The sequence below is a fragment of the Aeribacillus sp. FSL K6-8394 genome (assembly GCF_038008865.1).
Taxonomy (GTDB): Bacteria; Bacillota; Bacilli; order Bacillales; family Aeribacillaceae; genus Aeribacillus; species Aeribacillus composti.
The window spans coordinates 2,259,872-2,283,584 of sequence record NZ_JBBPAA010000001.1 but is presented as its reverse complement, the minus strand read 5'-3'; the positions used below and the strand labels follow the sequence as shown (position 1 = coordinate 2,283,584).

20 protein-coding genes are annotated in these 23,713 nt (G+C 37.3%); 14 read left to right on the top strand and 6 right to left on the bottom strand.

Translation table 11 applies throughout. The features are described 5' to 3' along the window. Nucleotides 1-276: 276 nt before the first annotated feature. Nucleotides 277-1,032 (bottom strand): amino acid ABC transporter ATP-binding protein, encoded by a 756-nt coding sequence (locus NSR00_RS10810; RefSeq protein ID WP_340788691.1) that lies wholly within the window; start codon nucleotides 1,030-1,032, stop codon nucleotides 277-279. 1,462 nt (nucleotides 1,033-2,494) lie between these two features. On the opposite strand from NSR00_RS10810, the gene isdC reads away from it, so the two are divergent. From isdC to NSR00_RS10760, 10 genes are all read left to right on the top strand, one after another. Further along, complete coding sequence (isdC, locus tag NSR00_RS10805; RefSeq protein ID WP_066250113.1) at nucleotides 2,495-3,172, top strand: heme uptake protein IsdC; 678 nt, start codon at nucleotides 2,495-2,497, stop codon at nucleotides 3,170-3,172. Between the two features lie 15 nt (nucleotides 3,173-3,187). Continuing rightward, nucleotides 3,188-5,962: an NEAT domain-containing protein gene (locus NSR00_RS10800; RefSeq protein ID WP_340788688.1), complete on the top strand. Its 2,775-nt coding sequence runs from the start codon at nucleotides 3,188-3,190 to the stop codon at nucleotides 5,960-5,962. A gap of 127 nt (nucleotides 5,963-6,089) precedes the next feature. Further along, the gene (gene isdE, locus NSR00_RS10795; protein ID WP_340789224.1) at nucleotides 6,090-6,971 is read left to right on the top strand and encodes a heme ABC transporter substrate-binding protein IsdE; all 882 of its coding nucleotides are present in this window, start codon (nucleotides 6,090-6,092) and stop codon (nucleotides 6,969-6,971) included. A gap of 29 nt (nucleotides 6,972-7,000) precedes the next feature. After that, complete coding sequence (locus NSR00_RS10790) at nucleotides 7,001-7,981, top strand: FecCD family ABC transporter permease (RefSeq protein WP_063387712.1); 981 nt, start codon at nucleotides 7,001-7,003, stop codon at nucleotides 7,979-7,981. Continuing rightward, entirely contained in the window at nucleotides 7,971-8,768 is a 798-nt protein-coding gene (locus NSR00_RS10785) for an ABC transporter ATP-binding protein (RefSeq protein WP_339197621.1), read from the top strand. Before NSR00_RS10790 ends, NSR00_RS10785 begins: the two co-directional genes overlap by 11 nt. Further along, nucleotides 8,765-9,532 carry a class B sortase gene (gene srtB, locus NSR00_RS10780; protein WP_340788686.1) on the top strand — a complete coding sequence of 256 codons (768 nt, stop codon included), beginning with the start codon at nucleotides 8,765-8,767 and terminating at the stop codon, nucleotides 9,530-9,532. The genes NSR00_RS10785 and srtB overlap by 4 nt, the downstream gene beginning before the upstream one ends. Before the next feature lie 74 nt (nucleotides 9,533-9,606). Continuing rightward, a complete protein-coding gene (locus NSR00_RS10775; protein WP_340788684.1) occupies nucleotides 9,607-10,554 on the top strand; it encodes an ABC transporter substrate-binding protein in 948 nt (315 codons plus the stop codon). Further along, complete coding sequence (locus tag NSR00_RS10770) at nucleotides 10,551-11,546, top strand: FecCD family ABC transporter permease (RefSeq protein ID WP_066250106.1); 996 nt, start codon at nucleotides 10,551-10,553, stop codon at nucleotides 11,544-11,546. Before NSR00_RS10775 ends, NSR00_RS10770 begins: the two co-directional genes overlap by 4 nt. Beyond that, nucleotides 11,533-12,348 carry an ABC transporter ATP-binding protein gene (locus NSR00_RS10765; protein WP_340788681.1) on the top strand — a complete coding sequence of 272 codons (816 nt, stop codon included), beginning with the start codon at nucleotides 11,533-11,535 and terminating at the stop codon, nucleotides 12,346-12,348. Before NSR00_RS10770 ends, NSR00_RS10765 begins: the two co-directional genes overlap by 14 nt. After that, the gene (locus NSR00_RS10760; protein ID WP_063387718.1) at nucleotides 12,318-12,650 is read left to right on the top strand and encodes an antibiotic biosynthesis monooxygenase; all 333 of its coding nucleotides are present in this window, start codon (nucleotides 12,318-12,320) and stop codon (nucleotides 12,648-12,650) included. Before NSR00_RS10765 ends, NSR00_RS10760 begins: the two co-directional genes overlap by 31 nt. 425 nt (nucleotides 12,651-13,075) lie before the next feature. Here the strand turns inward: NSR00_RS10760 and NSR00_RS10755 are convergent, their stop codons facing one another. From NSR00_RS10755 to NSR00_RS10735, 5 genes are read right to left on the bottom strand one after another with little or no spacing between them, the layout of a single operon-like run. Then, nucleotides 13,076-13,504, bottom strand: a complete 429-nt coding sequence (locus NSR00_RS10755; RefSeq protein WP_063387719.1) for an OsmC family protein — start codon at nucleotides 13,502-13,504, stop codon at nucleotides 13,076-13,078. Nucleotides 13,505-13,523: 19 nt separating this feature from the next. Then, nucleotides 13,524-14,270, bottom strand: a complete 747-nt coding sequence (locus tag NSR00_RS10750; RefSeq protein WP_339193389.1) for an amino acid ABC transporter ATP-binding protein — start codon at nucleotides 14,268-14,270, stop codon at nucleotides 13,524-13,526. 12 nt (nucleotides 14,271-14,282) lie between these two features. Continuing rightward, nucleotides 14,283-14,924, bottom strand: a complete 642-nt coding sequence (locus tag NSR00_RS10745; protein ID WP_130157528.1) for an amino acid ABC transporter permease — start codon at nucleotides 14,922-14,924, stop codon at nucleotides 14,283-14,285. Between the two features lie 18 nt (nucleotides 14,925-14,942). Next, entirely contained in the window at nucleotides 14,943-15,773 is an 831-nt protein-coding gene (locus NSR00_RS10740; protein WP_063387722.1) for a substrate-binding periplasmic protein, read from the bottom strand. 15 nt (nucleotides 15,774-15,788) lie between these two features. Continuing rightward, nucleotides 15,789-16,412, bottom strand: coding sequence for a TetR/AcrR family transcriptional regulator (locus NSR00_RS10735; RefSeq protein WP_232515597.1), 624 nt, complete (start codon nucleotides 16,410-16,412; stop codon nucleotides 15,789-15,791). A gap of 879 nt (nucleotides 16,413-17,291) precedes the next feature. Between NSR00_RS10735 and NSR00_RS10730 the strand changes: the two genes are divergently transcribed. The 4 genes from NSR00_RS10730 (at nucleotide 17,292) to cas8c (ending at nucleotide 23,713) form a co-directional block, all read left to right on the top strand. Beyond that, nucleotides 17,292-18,239, top strand: coding sequence for a helix-turn-helix transcriptional regulator (locus tag NSR00_RS10730; protein ID WP_327848719.1), 948 nt, complete (start codon nucleotides 17,292-17,294; stop codon nucleotides 18,237-18,239). Nucleotides 18,240-18,422: 183 nt separating this feature from the next. After that, the gene (cas3, locus tag NSR00_RS10725) at nucleotides 18,423-20,849 is read left to right on the top strand and encodes a CRISPR-associated helicase Cas3' (RefSeq protein ID WP_340788679.1); all 2,427 of its coding nucleotides are present in this window, start codon (nucleotides 18,423-18,425) and stop codon (nucleotides 20,847-20,849) included. 254 nt (nucleotides 20,850-21,103) lie between these two features. Continuing rightward, nucleotides 21,104-21,820: a type I-C CRISPR-associated protein Cas5c gene (cas5c, locus tag NSR00_RS10720; RefSeq protein WP_340788677.1), complete on the top strand. Its 717-nt coding sequence runs from the start codon at nucleotides 21,104-21,106 to the stop codon at nucleotides 21,818-21,820. Continuing rightward, on the top strand, nucleotides 21,821-23,713 hold the full coding sequence (gene cas8c / locus NSR00_RS10715; protein ID WP_340788674.1) for a type I-C CRISPR-associated protein Cas8c/Csd1: 1,893 nt from the start codon (nucleotides 21,821-21,823) through the stop codon (nucleotides 23,711-23,713).

Below are 23,713 nucleotides of genomic sequence, written 5' to 3'. Positions count from 1 at the left end.
TTGGCTTAGATGGGTATTTAATACTTTAATGGGAAATTACGGATCATTTCGAAGGTTTTTTATTTTTACGGGAGCTTCCACATCCTGATATGTTCATTCCGTAGGATGCCCAGTGGAAACAGCTTGAATAGTGGTGCTCGTAAAGGATATTGAAGGAAATCAATCAATATTCGGCAAAAGCCCTAAACAATTCGTATTTGAATCGTTTAGGGCTAGGAATTCTGTGTTTAGGTCTGTATTTACAGTGATGTGAAAGGACAGAGGCTGTTCAATTGTTTAAATATAGTAAGTAAAATCCTCGGGTATTACCCGCTTTAAGAACTGTTTTGTTCTTTCTTCTTTTGGATTTGTGAAAATTTCTTTAGGTGATCCTTCTTCTACAATGACTCCGCCATCCATAAAAATCACCCGATTGGCAACATCTTTCGCAAAAGACATTTCATGAGTTACAACCAACATTGTTGTTCCTTCTTTGGCAATTTGCTTCATAACTGTTAAAACTTCACCAACTAATTCCGGATCCAGTGCGGAAGTTGGTTCATCAAATAAAATGATGTCTGGATTTAAAGCAATCGCTCTTGCAATGCCAACCCTTTGCTGCTGCCCGCCCGATAATTCACTAGGGTAAGCATTGTATTTGTGGGACAGTCCTACTTTATCCAATGCTTTTTTTCCAATTTCATTCGCTTTTTCTTTTGGAATCTTCCTGCCAATAATAAGCCCCTCTGTTACATTTTCTAATGCTGTTTTATTATTAAACAAATTGTAATTTTGAAATACAAATGCAGTCTTTTGTCTTATTGCATGAATTTGTTTTCTAGTTGCTTTATGAAGATCAACCTGAATATCCCCAAAAATTGCCTGGCCTTGATCTGCTTTTTCAAGAAAATTTATGCATCTTAGCAATGTTGTCTTTCCTGATCCGCTCGGTCCAAGAATGACGACAACATCCCCTTTATCTATTTTTAAATCAACTCCGTTTAAAACTTTGTTTTTCCCAAATGATTTATGTACATTTTTAATTTCCAGCATGTTATCCACCTCTTGCCTTCAAGCTTAAGTCTGGTAGTTTTATAAATATTCTCCAAAACTACATATCAATATAAAATTCAAAAAATTGCGACCTGCTTAGGCTCTTAATATTATTTCATGCAATGGCACCCTATGACTTAATGATGTGCTTTAATAAAATTGACAGTGGCTGTACAAAAATTTGAAAGTGCTGCAGCCGGCGTTTGAGGAATGAGCATTATAAATTGCATGAACATTTATTAATCCAACTGACTGTGCAGTCATAAGTTATATATGATTGCATTTGCATAAGGATAGGCTCTGTCATATGCAAGCTTTTGAATCACTATCTTTGCAGTGTCAAATGATGAACGAGAGGATGTATTGATCCACACCCTGTTAGTAGATGAGTAATGCTAAATCTGTACCTACCGCTTCGTCGTCTGCACCTTTTATCCATTCAAAAATCTGTACCATCTAATTGAGTCGTTCTAAATTTAAATCATACTATTTAGCTAGGTTTAATTTTCTATAATAATAGATCTTAATAATTTGAAAGTCAACAGTTGATTGTACAGATCGGACAAATTGATAAAAAGACATGAGAGTTACTAGTATTCTGAGCTTGTTTTGAAGTTTCATTGTAGGTGCAGCGAAAATATTATTGTTTGAAGAAATGCTCATATGTATTTTCAATACTTTATTCCTAGTTGTAAACTCATATAGAATAGCTGGCGAATATTATTTAAAAAAATTATTCAAAAATAATTAATTCCGTTTTACACTCCATTTCGTATTCACACTTTTTAAAAAAGTTCATGTCCAATTTTTACCATTTTTGCATCTGCTCTATATTACTTACTAAACTTATTTTTTGGAGTTCATATTGCGTTATCGATACATAAAGAAGAAAGTGCTGGTACAAACATTAAATTTTCTTAATAAAGTTTAATCAATGAAAAAGCATTTTTTAAAAATACTCCAAGTCTTCCATTTCATTTTCCCCCTTGGCCTTAACATCACACTACCTCATGTCCGAAAAAAGGGAACTGATCTAATTTGTTTCATCTCCATTTTTTTTCTATTCATTTTGTTAATCGATAGCCTATATTCACATGAATAATACACTGTCCGAATAATTTTTCAGACATAAGGCGAATCCATCATTCTGATAAATACAAATTATTATTTTATGGATGAAATTCAATTAAACAAGATTTTTCTATTTTCCTGTAAAAAATTCGACTAAAGTCTTCTAATACGGAGTATCCAACTAAATAAAAAACTACTAAATGAAAAATTTCTATAATTATGGAAAACTGGAAGATTCATAAAAATTTATTGACAATGAGAATCGTTATTAATAAAATGACTCTTGAGATTGAGAATCATTATTAATAAGTGACCGAAAGGGGGAAAGCTATTTAATTCTGGAATATAACAATCTATTAATCAAATTTTAAAGGAGGGTACGGATCAAAAAATGAAAAAAATTTTTTCAGTCGTCTTTTTACTATTTGTAGTTTTTTATGCTTCATTGCCGGCATCGGCGAATAATTCCTTGGCTGATGGAACATATACCATCAACTATAAAGTTTTAAAAGCAGATAATGATTCGGTATCCATGGCCAATGATTATTGGGAAAAGCCTGCAAAACTAATTGTGAAAAATGGCAAATACTTCGTTCAAGTAAGATTAAATCATAGTTCGTGGATTAAAGAATTTAAAGTTTCTAATGTGGATACAAAAGTGATAAGCACAGATACTTCTGCAAATAAAAGAGTTGCGCAATTTGAAGTAGATCAAGTTCCCGACATTGTAACCTCTCAAATACATGTTTATATTCCAGAAGACGAATTTCCTGGAGAGGGTGTTTATGACAGCCATTACACAATAAGACTAAAGTTTGATCAAAATAGCATTAAAGCTGTTAGCTCAGATTCTAATAGTTCAAACGAATCATCTACCTCTGCTTCTACAAAAACAAGCAATGAAAAAAGTAGTCAAAATAAAACAAACAATCAAAATGAAACAGACAAGCAGACAGAAAATAATCCGGAAACTAGTGACAGCACGTCACTTTATGTTTTCGTCGGTTTATTTTTATTATCTGCAGCATTTCTAATTTTTAAATTCAAATCTAGATTTAAAGTTTCGTAGAAGGGGAGGCTTCTTGTGAAGAAAAGGATTAGAAAGTTTTTTGCCATTTTTATGGTTTTCCTGCTATTATTGCCGACCGTCAAAATACAGCCTGTTTTTGCTGAATCGGCTTTAGCAGACGGAGAATACACGATTGGCTTTAGGGTCTTGAAAAACGGAACAGAAGATACCTCGACAATGGACGGCTATACCGTGAAGCCGGCCGGCTTAACAGTGCAGAACGGCAAAACATATGTATCAGTGACATTAAAAAGCAGCGAATGGATTAAAACCTTTCAAGTAGAACGAAATGGTGAATACGTCGATGCGGAGGTTGTATCGACGAATGAAGCAGAAAACACGAGAGTCGTCAAGTTTGAAGTGGATGATTTGACGAAAAAACTGAATGTTCAAACAAGAGTCGCCGTACCAGGCGTATATGATACAGTTCATACGGTTCAATTCCAATTTGATGTAAACAGCATTACACCAGTGCAGGCGGAGCAGCCGGAAGAGGGCGGGCAAGAGCCTGAAAATCCGGGTCAAGAAGATGGGGAAGAGCCGAAAGATCCAACTCCTGGAGATACTGAGCCAAATCCGCAGCCGGGAGAAGATGGCAATCAAGATGAGCAGCCTGCGGAACAGCTTCAAGACGGCGAATATACGATTGGCTTTAGGGTCTTGAAAAACGGAACAGAAGATACCTCAACAATGGACGGCTATACTGTGAAGCCAGCTGGTTTAACAGTGCAGAACGGCAAAAAATACGTCTCAGTGACGTTAAAAAGCAGCGAATGGATTAAAACCTTTCAAGTAGAACGAAACGGTGAATATGTCGATGCGGAGGTTGTATCGACGAATGAGACAGAAAATACGAGAGTCGTCAAATTTGAAGTAGATGATTTAACGAAAAAACTGAATGTTCAAACAAGAGTTGCCGTACCAGGTGTATATGATACGGTTCATACTGTTCAATTCCTGTTTGATGTAGACAGCATTACACCAGTGCAGGATGGACAGCCGGATGAAGGCGGCCAAGAGCCTGAAAATCCAGGACAAGAAGATGGCGAGGAACCGAATGATCCAGCTCCTGGAGAAGATGGCGATCAAGATGAACAGCCTGCTGAAGAGCTTCAAGACGGAGAATACACGATTGACTTGACAGTGTTCAAAAACGGGACAGATGATATCTCATCAATGGATAACTATACAGAGAAGCCGGCCCGTTTAACAGTGCAGGACGGTAAAAAATACGTCTTATTGACGTTAAAAAGCAGTTCATTAATTAAAAGCTTTAAGGTAGAGCGAAATGGCGAATATGTCGATGCAGAGGTTGTATCGACGAATGTAGAAAAAAATACAAGAGTCGTCAAGTTTGAAGTAGACGATTTAACAAAAAAATTGAATGCTCAATTGACTGTTTCGGTTCCGAACATGTATGAAATGACGCATACCGTCCAATTCAAGTTTGACGTAGACAGTATTACACCAGTGCAGGATGGACAGCCGGATGAAGGCGGCCAAGAGCCTGAAAATCCAGGACAAGAAGATGGCGAGGAACCGAAAGATCCAGCTCCTGGAGATAATGAGCCAAATCCGCAGCCGGGAGAAGATGGCGATCAGGATGAACAGCCTGGAGAACAGCTTCAAGACGGTGAATATACGATTGACTTTAAGTTCTTGAAAGACAAGACAGAAGATATCTCGATGATGGATGGCTATACTGTGAAACCGGCTCGCTTATCGGTGAAGGATGGCAAAAAATACGTCTCCGTGACGTTAAAAAACAGCGGATGGATTAAAAGCTTTCAAGTAGAGCGAAACGGTCAATATGTCGATGCGGAGGTTGTATCGACGAATGACGTAGAAGACACAAGAGTCGTCAAGTTTGAAGTGGACGATTTAACGAAAAAACTGAATGTTCAAACAAGAGTTGTTATACCGCAATATGGTTATGATGGATCTTATACGGTTCAAATCCAGTTTGATGTAGACAGCATCAAACCAGTAAAGAAGGATCAGCCAGATGAGGATGGACAAAAACCAGAAGATCCTGGGAAAGATCCGGGTACAAATAAGCCTGGAGACAATCCATCGAACAATAACAATCAAAATTCTGGAAATAACAATGGCGGACAAACAAGAAATGAGTTGGCTGACGGTCTATATACCGTGGAATTTACTGTATTAAAAAATGGTACAGAAGAACCGTCAATGGTCAATGATTATGTTGTCAGCCCGGCACTATTAACTGTAAAAAATGGACAATTAGATGTTGCGTTCACATTGCTAAAAAGCTCATGGATCACGAAATTACAAGTGGAAAGAAACGGCCAATATCAAGATGTGGAAGTGCGAAGCAAAAATGAAAAAGAAGATACAAGAGTAGTAGGTTTCCCGATCGAAGATTTATCTAAAAAAGTGAATGCTAAGATCAAGGTGGATATTCCAGATCTTCAATATCACAATACGTATGATATCCAAATTGCTTTTGATCCAGATAGTGTAAAACCATATGATGGAACAGATGTTCCAACGAGGAATACGAATTCCAGCGATCAAGATCAAAACCAAAATCAGGATCAAAATCAACAAAATAGCAATAGCGATGACGATTCACTAACCTTTAACCGAGATGCAGATCAACAGTCGACAGACGATGACGCTTCCAATAACTCAAATAATTCAACCGTGAATGCCAAAACGGCTGATCTTTCCCAAATTGGTTTGTATTTGGCATTGCTGCTAGGATCTCTTGCCATCATAGTTTGGAAGAATCGCTCAAGGCTCCTTATTCATTTGAAAAAATAACCTGACTGTTGTCTTGATGCGGACATGCGCATCAAGACAACATTTTCTTATTTAAAAAAATATGACAACGACTTTTTAGGTCGGTCGAAAGCGGGGAGGCTTTGTTTAAGTGTGTAAACAAAGAAGAATGGGATGGCTGATCCTTTTGATAATGCTGCTGGTTGTCGTCGCCGGTTGTTCTTCATCTGCTGCTGAATCAACGGAACAAAAAAAGCCGAAAAAACAGGATCATCGAGTTGTCTCATTATCTGTTGCCGTTACGGAAATTTTTGATGCGTTAGATATTGATTTAGTTGGCGTCCCCACAAGCAGCAAAAAACTGCCGGAGCGGTATAAGAATGCGAAAAGAGTGGGGTATGCTAAAAATCCTGATATGGAAGTTTTGATGTCTTTAAAACCTACTGATGTATGCTCTGTTTCAACTATTCAATATGATTTAGAGCCAGTGTTTGAAAAACATAACGTTCAAGTAGATTTTTTGGATTTAACCAGTCTTCAATCAATGGAAAAGGAAATTCTTGCACTCGGAGAAAAATATGAACGACAAAAACAAGCGAAGAAGATCGTTGATAGATTCGAAAAAAAAGTAAAAGAAATCCAGAAAAAAACTCGTAACTTGGAAAAACCAAATGTTTTAATCTTACTCGGAGTTCCCGGAAGTTACTTAGTGGCAACAGAGCATTCCTATATTGGCGATCTAGTGAAATTGGCGGGTGGAAACAACGTGATTCAAGGAGAGAAAGTGGAGTATTTAGAATCTAACACAGAATATTTATATGAATCCAATCCCGATGTCATATTAAGGCTTGCTCACGGCATGCCGGAGGAAGTAGTCAAAATGTTCGATGAAGAATTTAAGAAGAACGATATATGGAAGCATTTTGATGCTGTCAAAAATGGCAGGGTGTATGATCTGGAAGAAGAATTGTTCCCGACTACCGCAACCATTCGAGCGGATGAAGCTTTAGATGAATTGGTGAAATATTTGTATCCTGAGTTTCATGAATAAGCGGACAAAAAAGAAAAGGGTGCTGATCCATGAAGAAAACGTGGCTAACTTTTGCAGTGGTGACCACAATGCTGGTTGTTGTCACTTTTTTCTCTATTGTGAACGGAAGCTTGGAAATTGGCGTTGCCGAGTTGATCAGAGGCCTTTTGTTTGGTGGAAATGAAGATGTAGAAGTCATAAAGGATATGAGATTTCCACGGATCATTGTGTCCCTTTTTGCTGGAGCAAATTTGGCGGTATCGGGATTATTATTGCAGGCAGTCATGAGAAATCCTTTGGCGGAAGCTGGGATCATCGGGATTTCTTCAGGAGCCAATTTTGTTGCATTAACTATGATCAGCTTCTTTCCTACGTTGTTTTTTTGGATGCCGCTGTTTGCTTTTCTTGGAGGGATACTTGCCTGTTTTCTTGTCTATTCCTTTTCATGGAAATCAGGACTCAGCCCCCTTCGATTAATTTTAGTTGGGGTGGCAGTCAATGCGGTGTTTACTGCATTATATGAATCCTTTAACTACAGAGGCTATACGACAACCAGTTCTGCGAAAGCTACTGCATCAACATTATCTCAACAAACGTGGGACGATGTTCAAACAATTGTTATATATGGTTCCATCGGTTTAATATTGTCCTTGCTCGTTTATTCTTGGTGCAACATGCTGGCTTTACAAGATAAAACGGCGCGAAATCTGGGGCTTCACGTGACAAGAGCTCGGGTTATTATATCTGCGATTGCAGTTTATTTGGCAAGCGTCACAACCGCAACTGTTGGGGTCATTGCATTTGTCGGTTTGCTAATTCCCCATATTGGACGGCTATTAGTCGGTTCAGATTATAAAATATTAACACCATTCTCCATTTTATCAGGAGCTTTGCTTATTTTAACGGCCGACACAATCGGAAGGGTGTTTTTAGCGCCGACGGAACTTCCTGCATCCATTATTATGTCATTAATCGGCGGTCCCTTTTTGATTATATTGATTAGAAGGAGTGATCGCATCTATGGAGGTTAAAAATGTTTCATTTTCATATAATCAAAAAGAGGATCAGTTAAAATCAATTAACCTTGCTGTTGAACCTGGTAAAATTACGACGATTATCGGTCCGAATGGATGCGGAAAGTCCACATTATTAGAAGTTATGTCTAGCCACAATGCACCGCAAAAAGGCCAGATTATTTTGGACGGAAAATTGATTCAACAATATAAGCCGAAGGAATTGGCGAAGAAACTATCGGTTGTTCATCAAAAAAATGAAATTCCTTTTGATATCAATGTCGAAAACCTGGTGAGCTACGGCCGCATGCCGTATAAAAGTTTTTTTCATCATTATAACTCAGAAGAGGATGAAGAAGTGATTGATTGGGCGCTTTCCATTACTAATTTACAATCAAAACGAAAAGAAAAAGTAGAACAGCTGTCTGGGGGAGAAAGACAGCGAGTTTGGATAGCGATGGCATTGGCGCAAAAAACTCCTATTTTGTTTTTGGATGAACCGACAACATATTTGGATGTTTATTATCAATTCGAAATTTTAGAGCTCATCAAGAAGTTAAACAGGGAGTATAACATTACGATTGTGATGGTGCTGCATGATATGAATCAAGCCATTCGTTATAGTGATTGGATTATTGTGATGAAAAACGGCGAAATTGTGACGGAAGGTTCTCCAAAAGAAGTGATCACGGAAGGAATGATTGAAAGCATTTATGGGGTAAGAGCCATAGTCAATCATAATGATCAAAGCGGATTTTATGTTGTGCCAATGGGAGTTGCTAGAAGGAATGACAATGCGACATGAATGATCGGGGATTGAGAAAGATCATTGGGAAACTCGTTAGCATTGTTTGCATTGGGATTTTGTTTTTTTCAGCGTATCAAATTATAAGTATCCTTTACGATTACTATACAAACCGGCAAGTTTTAGCTGAAATTCAAGAGGTTTATCAAGAAAATCGTACCGAGAGAACTTCTCACGAAGGCAAGGACTTTGAAAGAATTCGTTCGTCTTTTATTGAATTGCAGCGCATTAACCAAGATATTGTTGGTTGGATTGAAATTCCCGACACATACATTTCGTATCCGATTCTTCAAGCGAAAAACAATGAGTTTTATTTAACAAGAAATTATAAAAAAGAGAAATCAAGGGCTGGAAGCATTTTTATGGATTATCGAAATGATGTGAAAGGCCTAAATCAAAATGTTATCCTTTACGGACATCGTATGAAAGATGACACGATGTTTGGACAATTAGATAAATATCTGGATGAATCGTTTTTCCAGCATCACCGCACCATTTATTTTGATACGTTATATGAAAGCTACGATGCTGAAATCTTTTCAGTATATAAAACGACTACAGATTTTTATTATATCGATACTGAATTTTCCTCTGATGACGAATTTTTATCATTTGTCAATCAGTTAAAAGATCGTTCCATTTATAAGACCGATATTGATATCGAACCGAATGATCAAATTTTAACTTTATCTACTTGTGATTACACGTTTCCTGGAGGAGAAGGGAGACTTGTCATACATGCAAAATTAAAGGAGAACAAGTAAATGGTAGAAAATTTTGAAAATAACAATTGACAATGATAATCATTTTTAATTAAAATGGTAAAGGAAGGATACTTTTGAAAACAAAACTTTTCCAATTCACCCTCACGTTTTTCTTATTGCTCTTATTTACCGGATGCGGGGTAAAAGGAACTGAATCAACAGGAGGGACAAAAGTAACAGAAAGCAAAGTGAAAGTGACCGATGCATCAGGTCGTGAAGTTGCTTTTGACACTCATCCGAAAAAATTTGCTTCATTAACGATCGGTGATATGGATATCATTCATCAATTAGGAGGGGAAATTGTCGGCAGGCCTAGTACGAAGGTAGAGATACCGGAAGAATTAGAAAAAGTAGAAGAAATCGGAAATACACACCAGCCGAATATAGAGAAGATCGTAAGTTTGAAGCCAGATGTGTTAATTGCCAATGTTGGTTTTGATAAAAACATCCCCGCATTGGAGAATCAAGGAATACAAACTATCATGACGGAAGCGAATTCCATTGAAGATATAAAGAAAAACATCGAAACATATGGAACTCTTCTCGGTAAAGAATCGAAAGCTCAAGAGTTGATTAAACAAATCGAGCAAGTCGTTGAGAAGCAAACGGAAGCTTCCGAAGCTCAAGCATTGCTTGTTTATGGAGCACCTGGATCATTTTTAGCAGCTCTTCCAACGTCATTGGCAGGAGATATTTTAGAAAAATCGGGCGGAATCAATGTAGCATCGAACTTTCCAAAGTTAAAAGAATATCCGCAATACGCTCAATTAGCGGTAGAACGTGTGGTGGAAGCTGATCCAGATATCATTTACTTAATCACACACGGTGATCCTAGCGGGGTAGAAAAAGCTTTTAAACAAGAAATGGAAAAAAATGCAGCTTGGAAAAACTTAGATGCAGTAAAAAAAGGAAACATTGTGGTGCTGCCATCGAATTTGTTTGGCACTAATCCGGGGACAAAGATCACAGAAGCAGTGGAATATATGCGTCAAAGCTTGAAAGATATAGGAAAGGATTCATGATGAATCGAAAGAAACGAATATGGCTTATCATCATTCTGATCATCTTATTGTTTCTAAGCGTATTCTATAGCCTGACAGCAGGCAGTATCTCTATTTCATTTAAGGAATTTTTTGCGGATATGGGCGATAAGGAATCGTTAGTGTACCGTGTTGTTTGGGATTTGCGGCTCCCAAGGATTCTCGTTGGGCTGCTTGTCGGCATGTGTTTAGCGGTTTCGGGTGCGATTTTACAAGGTGTAATGAAAAACCCGCTTGCGGATCCCGGTATTATTGGCGTGACGTCTGGGGCAGGACTGGCAGCGACGGTGATCATGGTGCTGTATCCCGATCAACTGCACATTTTGCCTTTAGCAGCCTTTCTTGGCGCTTTTCTTACGGCTATGCTCATTTATTTGCTAGCTTGGCAAGATGGAACTTCCATTGTTCGAATTATGCTGGTCGGGATTTCAATCAACGCCTTTTTAGGTGCGATCATGTCATGTATTATGATTTTACATAGCGACAAAGTTCAAGCGGTTCTGCCGTGGCTAAATGGCGGGATTAGCGGCGTAAGCTGGGTGCATGTAGAGATGATTGTTTATTATGCCATTTTTGCACTGGCATTAGCGTTTTTTTCCATCAAACATATCCGCATGTTGATGCTGGGGGATGAGGTGGCCACTTTATTAGGCCATCAAGTGGAAAGAAGCAGATTTTTCTTAATTTTTGTCAGTGCTCTTTTAGCTGGAATAGCCGTCAGTGTGGCCGGACTGGTAGGATTTGTAGGGCTTATCGTTCCGCATATCATTCGATTGCTCGTCGGAAACGATTATCGTTATTTGCTGCCATTATCCTGTGTAGGCGGCGGCATACTCGTTGTGTTCGCAGATGCTGCGGCAAGAAGCTGGTTTGATCCTATTGAACTGCCGGTAGGGATCCTGCTGTCTTTTCTAGGCGGTCCGTTTTTCCTATATTTGGTCTTTAAAGGGGGAGTGAAGCATGCTCACCGTTAAAGATCTGACTTACCACCATTCCAAACGATTCGGCATCAACGAAATGAATCTGGAATTGCCAAAGGGTGAAGTGATTAGCATTATCGGCCCTAATGGATCAGGAAAATCCACCTTGCTGCGGCTCATCGCTGCCTTATTACAGCCCCAAAATGGCGAGATCATTCTCGATGGAAAAAATATCGTTTCTGCGAATCGAAAAGATATTGCAAAACAATTAACTATGCTGCCGCAAACACATGATGTTACGCTCGATTTTACCGTACGTGAATTAGTAGAGTTCGGCAGGAACCCTTATAAACGCAAATTTGCCCCATTCAGTCAAGAAGATAAAGAAATCGTTGATTGGGCGTTAGCTCTTGCCAATGTGAAACAATATGAACATCAACACTTGTCTTCCTTATCAGGAGGCGAGAGGCAAAGAGCATGGATTGCGATGGTTCTTGCCCAGAGTACTGAATATTTATTATTGGATGAACCGACCACGTTTTTAGATATTGTACATCAATTGGAAATTTTGGAGGTTGTCCAAACGATCAATCAACAGTATAACAGGACGGTCATCATGATTCTTCACGATCTGAATCAAGCCGCACAGTATAGTGACCGCTTAATCGTGATGAAAGGAGGAACGATTTATCAACAAGGCAGTCCAGAGGAAGTATTTTCGGAAAAAATGTTTGAAGAGGTATTTGGTATTTCTGTCTCCATCCATGATATGGATGGAAAACCAATGTTTATTCCAAAACGATTCAAAAGAAAGGGGAAAAAAGAATGTACATCGTTACCAATTCCATTCGCGTGAAAAAAGGATATTCCGGAAAGTTAGTGGAGCGTTTTAAAATTAGAAAGGGAATTGAGAAATTTCCTGGGTTCATTCGTTTAGATCTCTTAGTAACGGACGGATTAAAAGATTATGACGAAGTTCGTGTATACACAACATGGGAGAACAAAGAAAGCTTCGAAGGCTGGTTCCACAGCGATGTGTTCCAAAAAGCGCATGAAAATCGAAAACAACATGATTATGTTATTGGAAATCAAGTGTCCTTCCATGAGCTAGCATATTCCTATGTAAAAGAAGATGAGCGTGCTGTCGAAAATTTATAAATAAAAAATGGCAGAACGATTTTTGTGAAGAAGGTTACAAAAATTGATTGGAAAAAGAATAGATATCCGAATTGCGGCCTTTTCCAAATGAATTGCGGGAAAAGGTCGTTTATTTTTTTCAGCAAAAACAAAAAATGTGGCACGGGGCTGTCCAGAAAGTCAAATCCCTATTGAAAACCAAAAATCATTAACATCGATATTTCATAAAAGGGGGCCGTCAATAAGCCGAAAAAACGACTTATTAGACAGCCCCAATCAAGAAAATAGTTAGTTAAAACCGCAAACACTCCGGCTTGGACAGCGGAACAGCTGTTAGAAACAAGAAAAAGGTAGTTAAAGGCAGCTGCTAAAACAAAATTTGTATAAAAAAATGATTGCAAAAGATTTTTCAATATCCTTTGCAATCAAAACTTTACTTCGTTTTTTCACTCTTTTTCAGCAGGAATTTCTTTGCCGTTCAATATTAGTTTGAACGTAACGTCACCCTTTAAAGATGCGGAAACCGCACAATATTTTTGTTTGCCTAATTGGATGGCGCGCCAAACTTTTTTCGGCGTTATATCCCCATTGACTGTAAATGTGATGGTATAAGCGGTGAAAGAAGAGGGCAATTCTTCGCGACGCGTGCCGTCGACTGTAATATCAATTGCCTCAATATGATCTAATTCATGTCTTAAAATCATCGTTACATCAATTCCAATGCAGCCGGCAAGAGCCGCTAGGAGCATTTCTGTTGGGGTTGCGGCACTTCCTTCTCCACCGTAGTTTTCCGTGGCATCCATTGCCATTTTGTATCCGGATGGACCGACTGCTTCAAAAGCACGGCCGCCCTGCCATGTTGCTTTAATTTGCATATTGTTCAATTCCTCTCTTTTAAAACTCTGTAACTTGTTGCAAAAATTTTTGTGCCCGCGCTGTTTGCGGATGTTCAAAAAATGCTGCTGGCTTCGCATCTTCTACGATAACGCCGTCTGCCATAAATAAAATGCGGTCAGCGGCACTCCGGGCAAATTTCATCTCATGCGTTACAATAATCATCGTCATGCCGTCTTCTGCTAATTCTTTCATTACTTTTAATACTTCTCCTACAAGCTCCGGATCAAGTGCAGAAGTCGGTTCATCAAATAGCATCAACTTCGGTTCCATCGCAAGAGCTCTTGCGATCGCTACACGCTGTTGCTGCCCGCCTGACAGCTGAGACGGATAAGCATCTTCTTTTGCTGCAAGCCCGACTTTTTCTAACAAATTGGCTGCGATGCTGTATGCTTTTTTCTTCGGCATTTTTTTCACTACTAATAAAGCTTCCATTACATTTTGGACGGCCGTTTTATGCGGGTATAAATTAAATTGTTGAAACACCATCCCTGTTTTTCGACGAATGGCATAAATTTCTTTTTGTTGTGCTTTTTTTGAAGCATTTGCATCAATCACGTGACCGTCGACTGTAATGGTGCCGCCTGTAATTGTTTCAAGTCCGTTGATGCATCTTAAAAACGTACTTTTTCCTGAACCGCTTGGACCAATGACTGCCACTACTTGATGGGCTGGAATGGATAATGAAATATTTTTTAATATTTCATGCTGTCCAAAATTTTTCTGTAAATTTTTAATCTCTATCATGCTGTCACCACCTTAATAAACAGACAGCCGTTTTTCGATTTTATTTAATAAAAATGTAAAGAATGTACTCATAATCCAATACATCGCTGCAATGGCTGCATAAAACGGCATGTAAACATAATATTGCGCCACTAATAATTGAGCAGAGCGCATTAATTCTGTGACCGCAATAACGGATACGAGCGATGTTTCTTTTAACATTCCGACAAATGTATTGCCAAGTGGGGGGATAGCGTAGCGAATCGCTTGAGGGATGATAATTCGGCGCATCGCCTGGCGTTCCGTCATACCAGTTGCGAGCGCTGCTTCTGTTTGCCCTTTTGGTATGGATTGAATCGCACCGCGAAACGCTTCTGAAACATAAGCGCCGATGTTAATACTTAGTGCAATATACGCAGCAGTTAATGGGCCTAATTCAATCCCATAATCAACTAAGCCATAATAAACGATGACGATTTGCACCAATGCCGGTGTCCCCCGAATAATGGACACATAGGCTCTTGCTATACCACGCAGAATGCGATTGCCCTTAAGCCGGGCAATCGCAATGATTAAACCAATGATTAAACCGAAGAACATGGAAACTACAGTAATGAGTAATGTATAATATGCCCCTTTTAACAAAAAAGGCAAGTTTTCAATGACTAAGTCCATTTTGGCAACCTACTTTCATCATTCTTCGGTCGGCTCTTCGTCAAACCATTTTACATAAATTTCTTTATATGTTCCGTCTTCTTTCATTTCTTTCAATGCTTTATTTAAAGCATCCACTAATTCTTTATTGCCTTTTTTCACAGCAACGCCAGCTTGGTCCTCCTTAATTGGATCGCCGACGGCTTTAATTTTATAGCCGTTTTCTTCAATGACTGGTTTTAATGCATAGACATTGTTGATCGTTGCATCAATTCTGCCAGCATCCAAGTCTTTTAATGTTGTAATCACGTCATCATATGTGTTGATTTTAAAATCGCCCACTTTTGGCAATAATTCATTTCGCAAATATGCTTCATCATTCGTACCAAGTCCAACTCCGATTGTTTTTCCTTTAAAATCATTAACAGATTTGATGTCATTATTGTCTTCCCGAACGATCACTTTGACTTTATTTGTAATATATGGTTCTGTAAAATCGATTTGTTTTTTCCGTTCATCTGTGATTGTCACTTGGCTTACTAAAATATCAAATTTACCTTTTTGAAGCCCAGGAATTAAACCAGAAAATTCTTGTGCAACAAAATTTGCTTTAACTCCTAGACGTTTTGCCAATTCTTTCGCAATGTCAACGTCAAAGCCGTCGTATTCTTTGTTTTCATTCATAAAATTATAAGGTGCATAAGTACCCATAATGCCGACAGTGATTTCGCCTTTATCTTTGATTTCCTGTAATGCGTTTTTCTCTTGATCTTGAGTTTGTTTTTCTTTTTGATCATTGTTATTGCCGCATGCTGAAAGTATTAGAGCTGCTATTGCAATGAGTGAAATGAACCATCTTATTTTTTTCATGTTTATCCTCCTTCATTAGACACCAAAGATTCCAAAAAATTCAAAGTGTACAGTTTCTTCAATGAGCTGTTGAAGTGTTTTTTGCTGTAATGCATCTTTTGATGATGGCGATTGAAATAGCCATCTGGCTAAAACTCCTTCCAGGAGGCTCATGATGAATACTGCCAGTAATTTTGGATCTACTTCACGCGAGATCATTTTCAGTTCTTTGGCCTGTGCAATATTTTCCGCAAAAGCTGTTTCCATGTCTGCTTTAATCTCTTCCACTTTTTCTTGTATCTTTGGCTGAGAATGAATGCCTTTTAGCAATATGTTCATGAAATACTTATTGTTTTCAGCGAAATGAAAAATACGTTCAAACATTTGTGTCGTGGAAGCAACGGAATCTTGCAAGTCCACTTTTTTTGTGCGGTACCCTAGTTTGATTGCATCTAAAAGTTGGGCACGACCTATTTCCAGCATCTCAAGCGCGATCGCTTCTTTGCTTTTAAAATACCAATAAAATGTCCCTTGGGACACATTGCCTTTTGCGACGATATCTGAGACTTTCGTTTTTTCATAGCCAACTGTCGCAAATAATTCTAATGCAATTTGCAATAATTGCTGTTTTCTTTCCTGTCTTCGAGCTTCAGCCTGCACTATACCACCCCTGACTGACTAATTAGTCAATTAAATCCTATAAGATTACTATAAATTAGTCAACACTTTTGCTTCATTTTTTTCAAAAAGCATGCTGCAAATTTAGAAATGGTTCGGCTGAAAAGAATAACAGAGCGAATCACCGTTATTTTATGGAAATCTGCATTACGTTATTCGTCCCGCTTTCACACACTGTCCTCTGTTTTCGTACATGACATAGCAAGAGAAGAAATCAAAGAAACAATGCTTTTCATGTGGAAAAAATAAATCTGCCGATGTCTGCAGCTGTTTTGCTGTTAACGAGATCAACTATCAACGTTTTCTTCATTTTTTTCAACTGTATATCCTAGCAATTGATTTAGCTGACTTAGGAAATCAGTGAAAAGGAGATAAAGATGGATTCATTGTGACTTTGACCCTTTAGGATTTTATTAGCAAAAAACAATGACGCCGTTTGCGAGCACTGATCCTTCTGCAAAGAGCCTTGCTTTTTGTGCGAAAAAAGAGCAGGAATGAGGATAAAATTTTGACACGTAATCAAGTTGTCTTGCATTTAGTTGTGGATAAAGCCAATTCACCTATATTTTCAAAATGATCCTATCTTCTTTAAGTTTTCCTTCAAAAATATCTTCCTCAATTTCTGCTCGATGGTTTTTTATGAAATGTCCTTGCCTTTGTTCACCTAACGTGTGCTAAAGATACCTTTACTATGAAAAGCCGATGGCAAGAGCATCTTCTGTGGTTGAAGCGATCACACTCTGTTTTAATAGACCTAATTTCAAAAGTTTTATAAATTTTCAATACAGATTGTCTATAGGATTAATTTACTATGGTAAAATATTACACGTAAATGTTGTTAGGTATTTTGGAGGTATCATTATGTCGAAAATTGTCAATGCTTTTCGAATGCTCCTTTTATTGAAATCACGAGGACGAATGCAAATTAAAGAATTAGCAGAAGAACTTGAATTAAGTGAAAGGGTTATTCGAGTTTATCGAGATCAATTAGAAATGGCTGGATTCCATATTCAGACAGCTAGAGGAAGATATGGAGGTTATGTTCTGCCGAAAAGTAATATTTTTGAATACTTGTCGCTTTCACCAAAAGAATTAGAAGCATTAGTAAAGGCAAGTGAATATTTAAAAAATCATCCTACCTTTTTGCAATTCGATGATTTTGAAAGTGCCGTCATGAAGATTCAAAGTATTTCCAAGCAGCAGATTCAGTCTTCGTCTGAATGGCAGCCAATTATTTTAGAGGAAAAAGCAAATGTCGATTGGAATCATGAAAAAGATAAGTATGAACAATTAAATTTTGCAATCGCGGCTCGCAGAAAAGTGAAGATTGTTTATGAGGCTTTAAATTCAGACCGCACTGAACGCATCATTCATCCTTACAAACTGATTCCGTATAAAAAATTTTGGTATTGCATTGCTTATTGTGAGCTGAGAAATGATTATCGTGATTTTAAATTAACTAGAATTCAAGATTATCAAATATATGAAGAAAGGTTTCAGCGTGATGAATCATTTCGGCTTGAAGACTATATTGGTAAAACGAGTATTTATGCTGATACCTATTTTGTTGAATTGCATGTAAAACCACCATTTTCCAAGATTTTAAGTGAAAAGATCTATTCAGAGGATCAAGAAATAGAGCAACAACAAGATGGATCCATCATTTTTCGGGCGACGATGTCCGGGTTGCCGGAATTAACTAGTTTTGTATTAAGCATGGGATCTTCAGTTCAGGTGCTCGGTCCGAGTGAACTTCGCCAAAGCGTCAAGGAAGAAGTAGAAAAAATGTCAAAAAATTTTTTAAACTGACATATTAAGTTCCGGAATAGATGATAGGATGATGATAGAAAAGCTTGGAGGGAAAAGAAATGAGACTTCGATGCCAATTTGAGGTTGAAAGGCTTCCCGTTGCCTTATCGAATATTAATATGAAATTTTAGTGTATCTAGAGTAGGTGCAAATATTTAAAAATATCGCAGGGAGCGGGATTAAATGAAGTTTATTGCCCATATACGCGAAAGTGATAATAAAATACAAACTGTTAAAGATCATTTGTTAGAAGTAAGAGATTTAGCTGAATCCTATGGGGAAAAGCTAGGTGTAAAACATTTAACTGGTCTTGCGGGTGTGCTTCATGATCTTGGAAAATGCACAAATGAATTTAGAGAATACATATTAGAAGCAGTAAATAATCCTGATGCACCGCCTAGAAGAGGAAGTGTTGACCATTCAACTGCAGGTGGGAAACTTCTCTATGAGATTTTTCATACAAGCGAGAAGTTAGATCCTCATAAAGGTCTCTTAGCAGAAGTGGTGGGAAATGCGATAATTTCTCATCACTCGTATCTTCAAGATTTTTTAAATCCAGATTTAGAATCAAATTACTTAAAAAGAGTTCGTGATAAAGAATTGCCTGAATTTGATAGGATAAAGCAATATTTTTTTAAATATGTTATGAATGAGAGAGATTTTCATAATTATGTTGACAAAGCAGCTGAAGAGTTAAAACAATTTTTAGCAAAAGAGTCATCAGGAAATTATGAAAAGCAACTAATGTTTTTAACCAAATTTGTATTTAGTGCTTTAATTGATGCTGATAGAACGAATACAAGATTATTTGAAGAAAATAAAACCAATGACCCTATAAACAATCATGAAGAGTTATTTGATATATACTACGAAAGGCTCATGAGAAAAATCAATTCATTTAGTAAACAAAAGGATGCCTGTACAACTATTAATCTTCTAAGAAAAGAAATGTCTGATCAGTGTGATAAATTTGCTGAGAGAGCATCAGGAATATATACGTTATCTATCCCAACTGGTGGAGGGAAAACATTAGCAAGTTTAAGATATGCTCTTAAACACGCGAAACTTTATAACAAAAAACACATCATTTTTGTAGTCCCCTATACAACTATTATTGAACAAAACGCAGAAGAAGTTAGAAAAATATTAAAAGATGATGCCAATATATTAGAGCATCATTCAAACGTTATTGAAGATATAGATGATGATGAAAATCAAGATGGCTTGATTAGTGTGCAACAAAAATTAAAATTAGCCAAAGATAATTGGGATTCACCAATTATTTTTACAACGATTGTACAATTTTTGAACGTTTTTTACGCAAATGGGAGTAGAAATATTAGGAGGCTACATAATTTAAGTCATTCAGTGATTATTTTTGATGAAGTGCAAAAAGTTCCTATTTCATGTGTATCTCTATTTAATCAGGCACTAAACTTTTTAAAAACTTATGGTTGCTCCAGCATCGTGCTTTGCACTGCAACTCAACCAGCATTAGACTTCGTTGAGCATAAATTAGAAATAAATACGGATGCGGAAATGGTCAAAAACCTAGATTATGTAATTAATGCATTTAAACGGGTGGAAATCATTGATAAAGCAACAAATGAAACATTTAATAATGAAAAACTATCCATTTTTATTGAGGCAAAAATAAGAGAAGTACAAAGTGTGTTAGTTATTTTAAATACGAAATCAGTTGTGAAAGATCTGTATACTCAATTGAAAATGAAGAAGATAAATTTACCAATTTATCATTTGAGTACATCAATGTGTGCTGCTCATCGTAATAAAATTTTAGGTGAAATAAAAGATCATCTGAAAGAGGGTAATAAAGTAATTTGTGTAAGCACCCAACTGATTGAAGCGGGGGTAGATGTTAGTTTCGATTGTGTGATTCGCTCATTAGCAGGATTAGATTCCATTGCACAAGCTGCAGGCAGATGCAATCGGCACGGTGAAAAGGACATACAAAATGTTTATGTTATAAACCATGAAGAAGAAAAGTTAAATCGTTTAAAAGAAATAGCTGTTGGAAAAGAAGTTGCGAAAAGAATTTTGATTGATATAAGCCGCGATCAGGCCAATCATGGTGGCAGCATCTTGTCTATGCGAGCGATGGAAAGATATTTTAAAGAGTATTATACGGAATTCAAGCAGAGTTTGAATTATTTTATACCGAAATTGAAAAAAGAAATGGTAGAGCTATTGATAGCCGATAGAAGAAAAAACTCTTATAGCCTAGCATATTTTCAAAAAAATGGTGCGCTTCCTCCATTATTTTTAGTAAGCAGCTATAAAACAGCGGCTGAACATTTTCGAGTGATCGATGATATGACATCTTCTGTGATTGTCCCGTATGGTGATGGGAAAGAAATTATCGCTGAATTCAATAGCAATAAAAGCATTTATGAATTTTCCCAGCTTTTGCGAAAAGCTCAGCAATATACGATCAACATCTTCGATTATGAGCGCGAACAATTAATCAAAAACGATGGGTTAGTGCGTTATTTAGACGGCAAAGTCCTAGCCTTAAAAGAGGGAGCATATGATAAGGAATTCGGCCTCAACCTTGAAAATGACAGCCATTTGGATGCAAGTATATTTTAAAAGATGCTTACTTAAGAGGGGTCTGGGTCTTAAATAAAATAAAGTACAATCAAAAGGGTGCCAATTACTTTTGGTGCACCCTCTTTCAAATAATATAATATATTTTTCAATCCACGCTTTTAAAAGCGACAATTTATTATACCATAATCAAGATTCAAACATTATATTTCATATAATATATAATTTTAATTGAATATTTTCTGAAAAAATATTATTATTAAATTATTAAAAAATTCAAAAAGGAGGTGTCTGTATTGAGAAACGCTATTGAATTTGAAGTTTATGGTGATTACGCCTTATTCACGGATCCTTTGACAAAAATGGGAGGTGAAAAGCTGTCCTATCAAGTGCCAACCTACCAGGCGTTGAAAGGAATTCTTGAGTCGATTTATTGGAAGCCCACCATACTTTTTATCATTGATGAAGTTCGAGTGATGAATCCGATTCGAATGGAATCCAAAGGCATTCGACCAATTGAATATGGTGGGGGAAATACACTGGCTCATTATACGTATTTAAAAGACGTAAGATATCAAGTGCGTGCACATTTTGTTTTTAATCCGCACCGTCCTGATCTTGCTTTTGATCGCAACGAACATAAGCATCACAACATACTAAAACGTTCACTGAAAGCTGGAGGGCGAAGAGATATCTTTTTAGGCACTAGAGAATGTCAAGGGTATGTTGAACCGTGTGTATTTGGTGAAGGTGAAGGATTTTATGATGATTATGGCGATATTCATCTAGGTACCATGGTTCATGGGATTAATTACCCAGATGAAACCGGTAGAAACGAAATGGAAGTACGTCTATGGAATCCAGTTATGAAGAATGGCATTATTCAGTTTATTAGACCAGATCAATGTACACATGTTCGAAAAATCAAAAAAATGAATCCGAAGCATTTCGATAAAACAAATATTGAATCTGCTGATGAACTGCTAAATCAATTAGGAGGGGGAGGTGAATAAATGAGCTGGTTATTAAATTTATATGAGACATATGAAGCCAATTTAGATCGTGTAGGTGTAATGGAAAAAAAGCATAATGAACAAGAGTATACTTTGTTGCCGATTTCTCATACGACTCAAACCGCGCATATTGAAGTGAATATCACAGAAGACGGGCAATTTCATTCGGCAACAGTCATTAAGGAAGTGACTGTCATCCCTTGCACAGAAGATTCTGCCAATCGAGCAGGTTCAAAAATAGCTCCTTACCCGCTTCACGATAAATTAAGCTATGTAGCAGGTGATTTTGTTACATATGGTGGGGAAATAAAAAAAGAAGAACCCTTTAGCTATTATATTCAACAGTTGAAAGATTGGGCAGAATCCCCTTATGCAACAAAGAAAGTAAAAAGTATTTATCACTATTTAAGCCAAAAGCGGCTTATTAAAGATTTAGTGGCTGCAAACATTTTGTATCTAGATCCGAATGGGCGTTTAATTGATAAATGGAATAAAAAACACGAAGCTTTATATGGAAGCAAACCACCTATTTTTTCGGTCATTAGCGGTGGAGTGGAGAGTGCTTTTGTTCGTTTCAATGTTTATTCACCTCAAACTATATTGACAAAGGTTTGGAACGATTCTGAAATGTACGATTCATTTATTTCTTACTACAAAGACCTCTTAAAGAACAACGACGAAGATTTTTGTTATGTAACAGGGAAAAAGTTGCCAGTCACTGATAAACACGCAAACAAAATTAGAAATGCTGGCGATAAAGCGAAACTAATTTCAGCCAATGACACGAGTGGTTTTACATTTAGGGGACGTTTCGATAAAAGTAATGAGGTAGCCACCATTAGTTATGATGTTTCCCAAAAGGCGCATAATGCACTGAAATGGTTGATTAACAGGCAGGGAAAAATCATTGACCAACGCGTGTTTCTCGTATGGGGAAATGATGAAATTACTCTACCAGATCCGACAGAAGATACTTTTGCTATCCATCCCATACCATTAGAAAAAAAAGAAAGAAAATCATTTACGAATCAGGAATTTGCTAATGGAATAGCCAAAGCTTTGGAAGGGTATAAAGCGAATCTGACAACAAAGTCCGAGGTGAATATTTTAATCCTTGATTCTGCTACTACGGGCCGTCTTGCTGTGCTTTATTATCGAAATATGAATAGGGAACTGTATTTACAACGACTGGTTGAATGGCACTCAACTTGCGCGTGGCTTCACCGTTATCGAAAAGATGAACAAAAGAAAGCGGTTCAATTTTATGGAGCTCCCGCGACTAAAGATATTGCGTTTGCTGCTTATGGGCCGAATGCAAACGATAAAGTAGTGAAAGGACTGATGGAGCGCATCTTGCCTTGTATTGTCGATGGTAAAAAAATTCCATTGGATATTATCAGAAGCGCTTTTTATCGCGCTTCAAATCCAGTAGCAATGGAAAACTGGGAATGGGAAAAAACGTTAAGTATTGCCTGCGCTTTAATTAATAAACAGGAGGGATTAAATGTGGCGCTAGATACAGAAAATAACGACCGCGATTATTTATTTGGCCGTTTATTAGCAATTGCGGATGTGTTGGAAAGACGCGCTTTAGATTCTGATGAAACGCGAGCTACTAACGCCATCAGATATATGAACGCTTTTTCCAAACACCCCGCAAGAACATGGAAGATCATTCAGGAAAGTATTCAACCTTATCAAATGAGGCTCGGGACAAGAGGGCTATATTTGTCCAAACTAATTGATGAAGTGGCTTCTAGAATGAAATTTGAAGATTTTAATAACAAACCGTTATCTGGTAAATACCTATTAGGTTTTTATAGCCAACGACATGCATTATATCAAAAATCAGAAAAAAATACTGAACCATCTAATGAAGTAGGAGGAATGTAA

What these genes read in the sequence shown, in the direction of transcription:
- NSR00_RS10810 (WP_340788691.1), bottom strand. Translation starts at nt 1,032, where the DNA reads ATGCTGGAAATTAAAAATGTACATAAATCATTTGGGAAAAACAAAGTT.
- isdC (WP_066250113.1), top strand. Translation starts at nt 2,495, where the DNA reads ATGAAAAAAATTTTTTCAGTCGTCTTTTTACTATTTGTAGTTTTTTAT.
- isdE (WP_340789224.1), top strand. Translation starts at nt 6,090, where the DNA reads ATGGGATGGCTGATCCTTTTGATAATGCTGCTGGTTGTCGTCGCCGGT.
- NSR00_RS10790 (WP_063387712.1), top strand. Translation starts at nt 7,001, where the DNA reads ATGAAGAAAACGTGGCTAACTTTTGCAGTGGTGACCACAATGCTGGTT.
- NSR00_RS10785 (WP_339197621.1), top strand. Translation starts at nt 7,971, where the DNA reads ATGGAGGTTAAAAATGTTTCATTTTCATATAATCAAAAAGAGGATCAG.
- srtB (WP_340788686.1), top strand. Translation starts at nt 8,765, where the DNA reads ATGAATGATCGGGGATTGAGAAAGATCATTGGGAAACTCGTTAGCATT.
- NSR00_RS10770 (WP_066250106.1), top strand. Translation starts at nt 10,551, where the DNA reads ATGATGAATCGAAAGAAACGAATATGGCTTATCATCATTCTGATCATC.
- NSR00_RS10765 (WP_340788681.1), top strand. Translation starts at nt 11,533, where the DNA reads ATGCTCACCGTTAAAGATCTGACTTACCACCATTCCAAACGATTCGGC.
- NSR00_RS10760 (WP_063387718.1), top strand. Translation starts at nt 12,318, where the DNA reads ATGTACATCGTTACCAATTCCATTCGCGTGAAAAAAGGATATTCCGGA.
- NSR00_RS10755 (WP_063387719.1), bottom strand. Translation starts at nt 13,504, where the DNA reads ATGCAAATTAAAGCAACATGGCAGGGCGGCCGTGCTTTTGAAGCAGTC.
- NSR00_RS10750 (WP_339193389.1), bottom strand. Translation starts at nt 14,270, where the DNA reads ATGATAGAGATTAAAAATTTACAGAAAAATTTTGGACAGCATGAAATA.
- NSR00_RS10745 (WP_130157528.1), bottom strand. Translation starts at nt 14,924, where the DNA reads ATGGACTTAGTCATTGAAAACTTGCCTTTTTTGTTAAAAGGGGCATAT.
- NSR00_RS10740 (WP_063387722.1), bottom strand. Translation starts at nt 15,773, where the DNA reads ATGAAAAAAATAAGATGGTTCATTTCACTCATTGCAATAGCAGCTCTA.
- NSR00_RS10730 (WP_327848719.1), top strand. Translation starts at nt 17,292, where the DNA reads ATGTCGAAAATTGTCAATGCTTTTCGAATGCTCCTTTTATTGAAATCA.
- cas3 (WP_340788679.1), top strand. Translation starts at nt 18,423, where the DNA reads ATGAAGTTTATTGCCCATATACGCGAAAGTGATAATAAAATACAAACT.
- cas8c (WP_340788674.1), top strand. Translation starts at nt 21,821, where the DNA reads ATGAGCTGGTTATTAAATTTATATGAGACATATGAAGCCAATTTAGAT.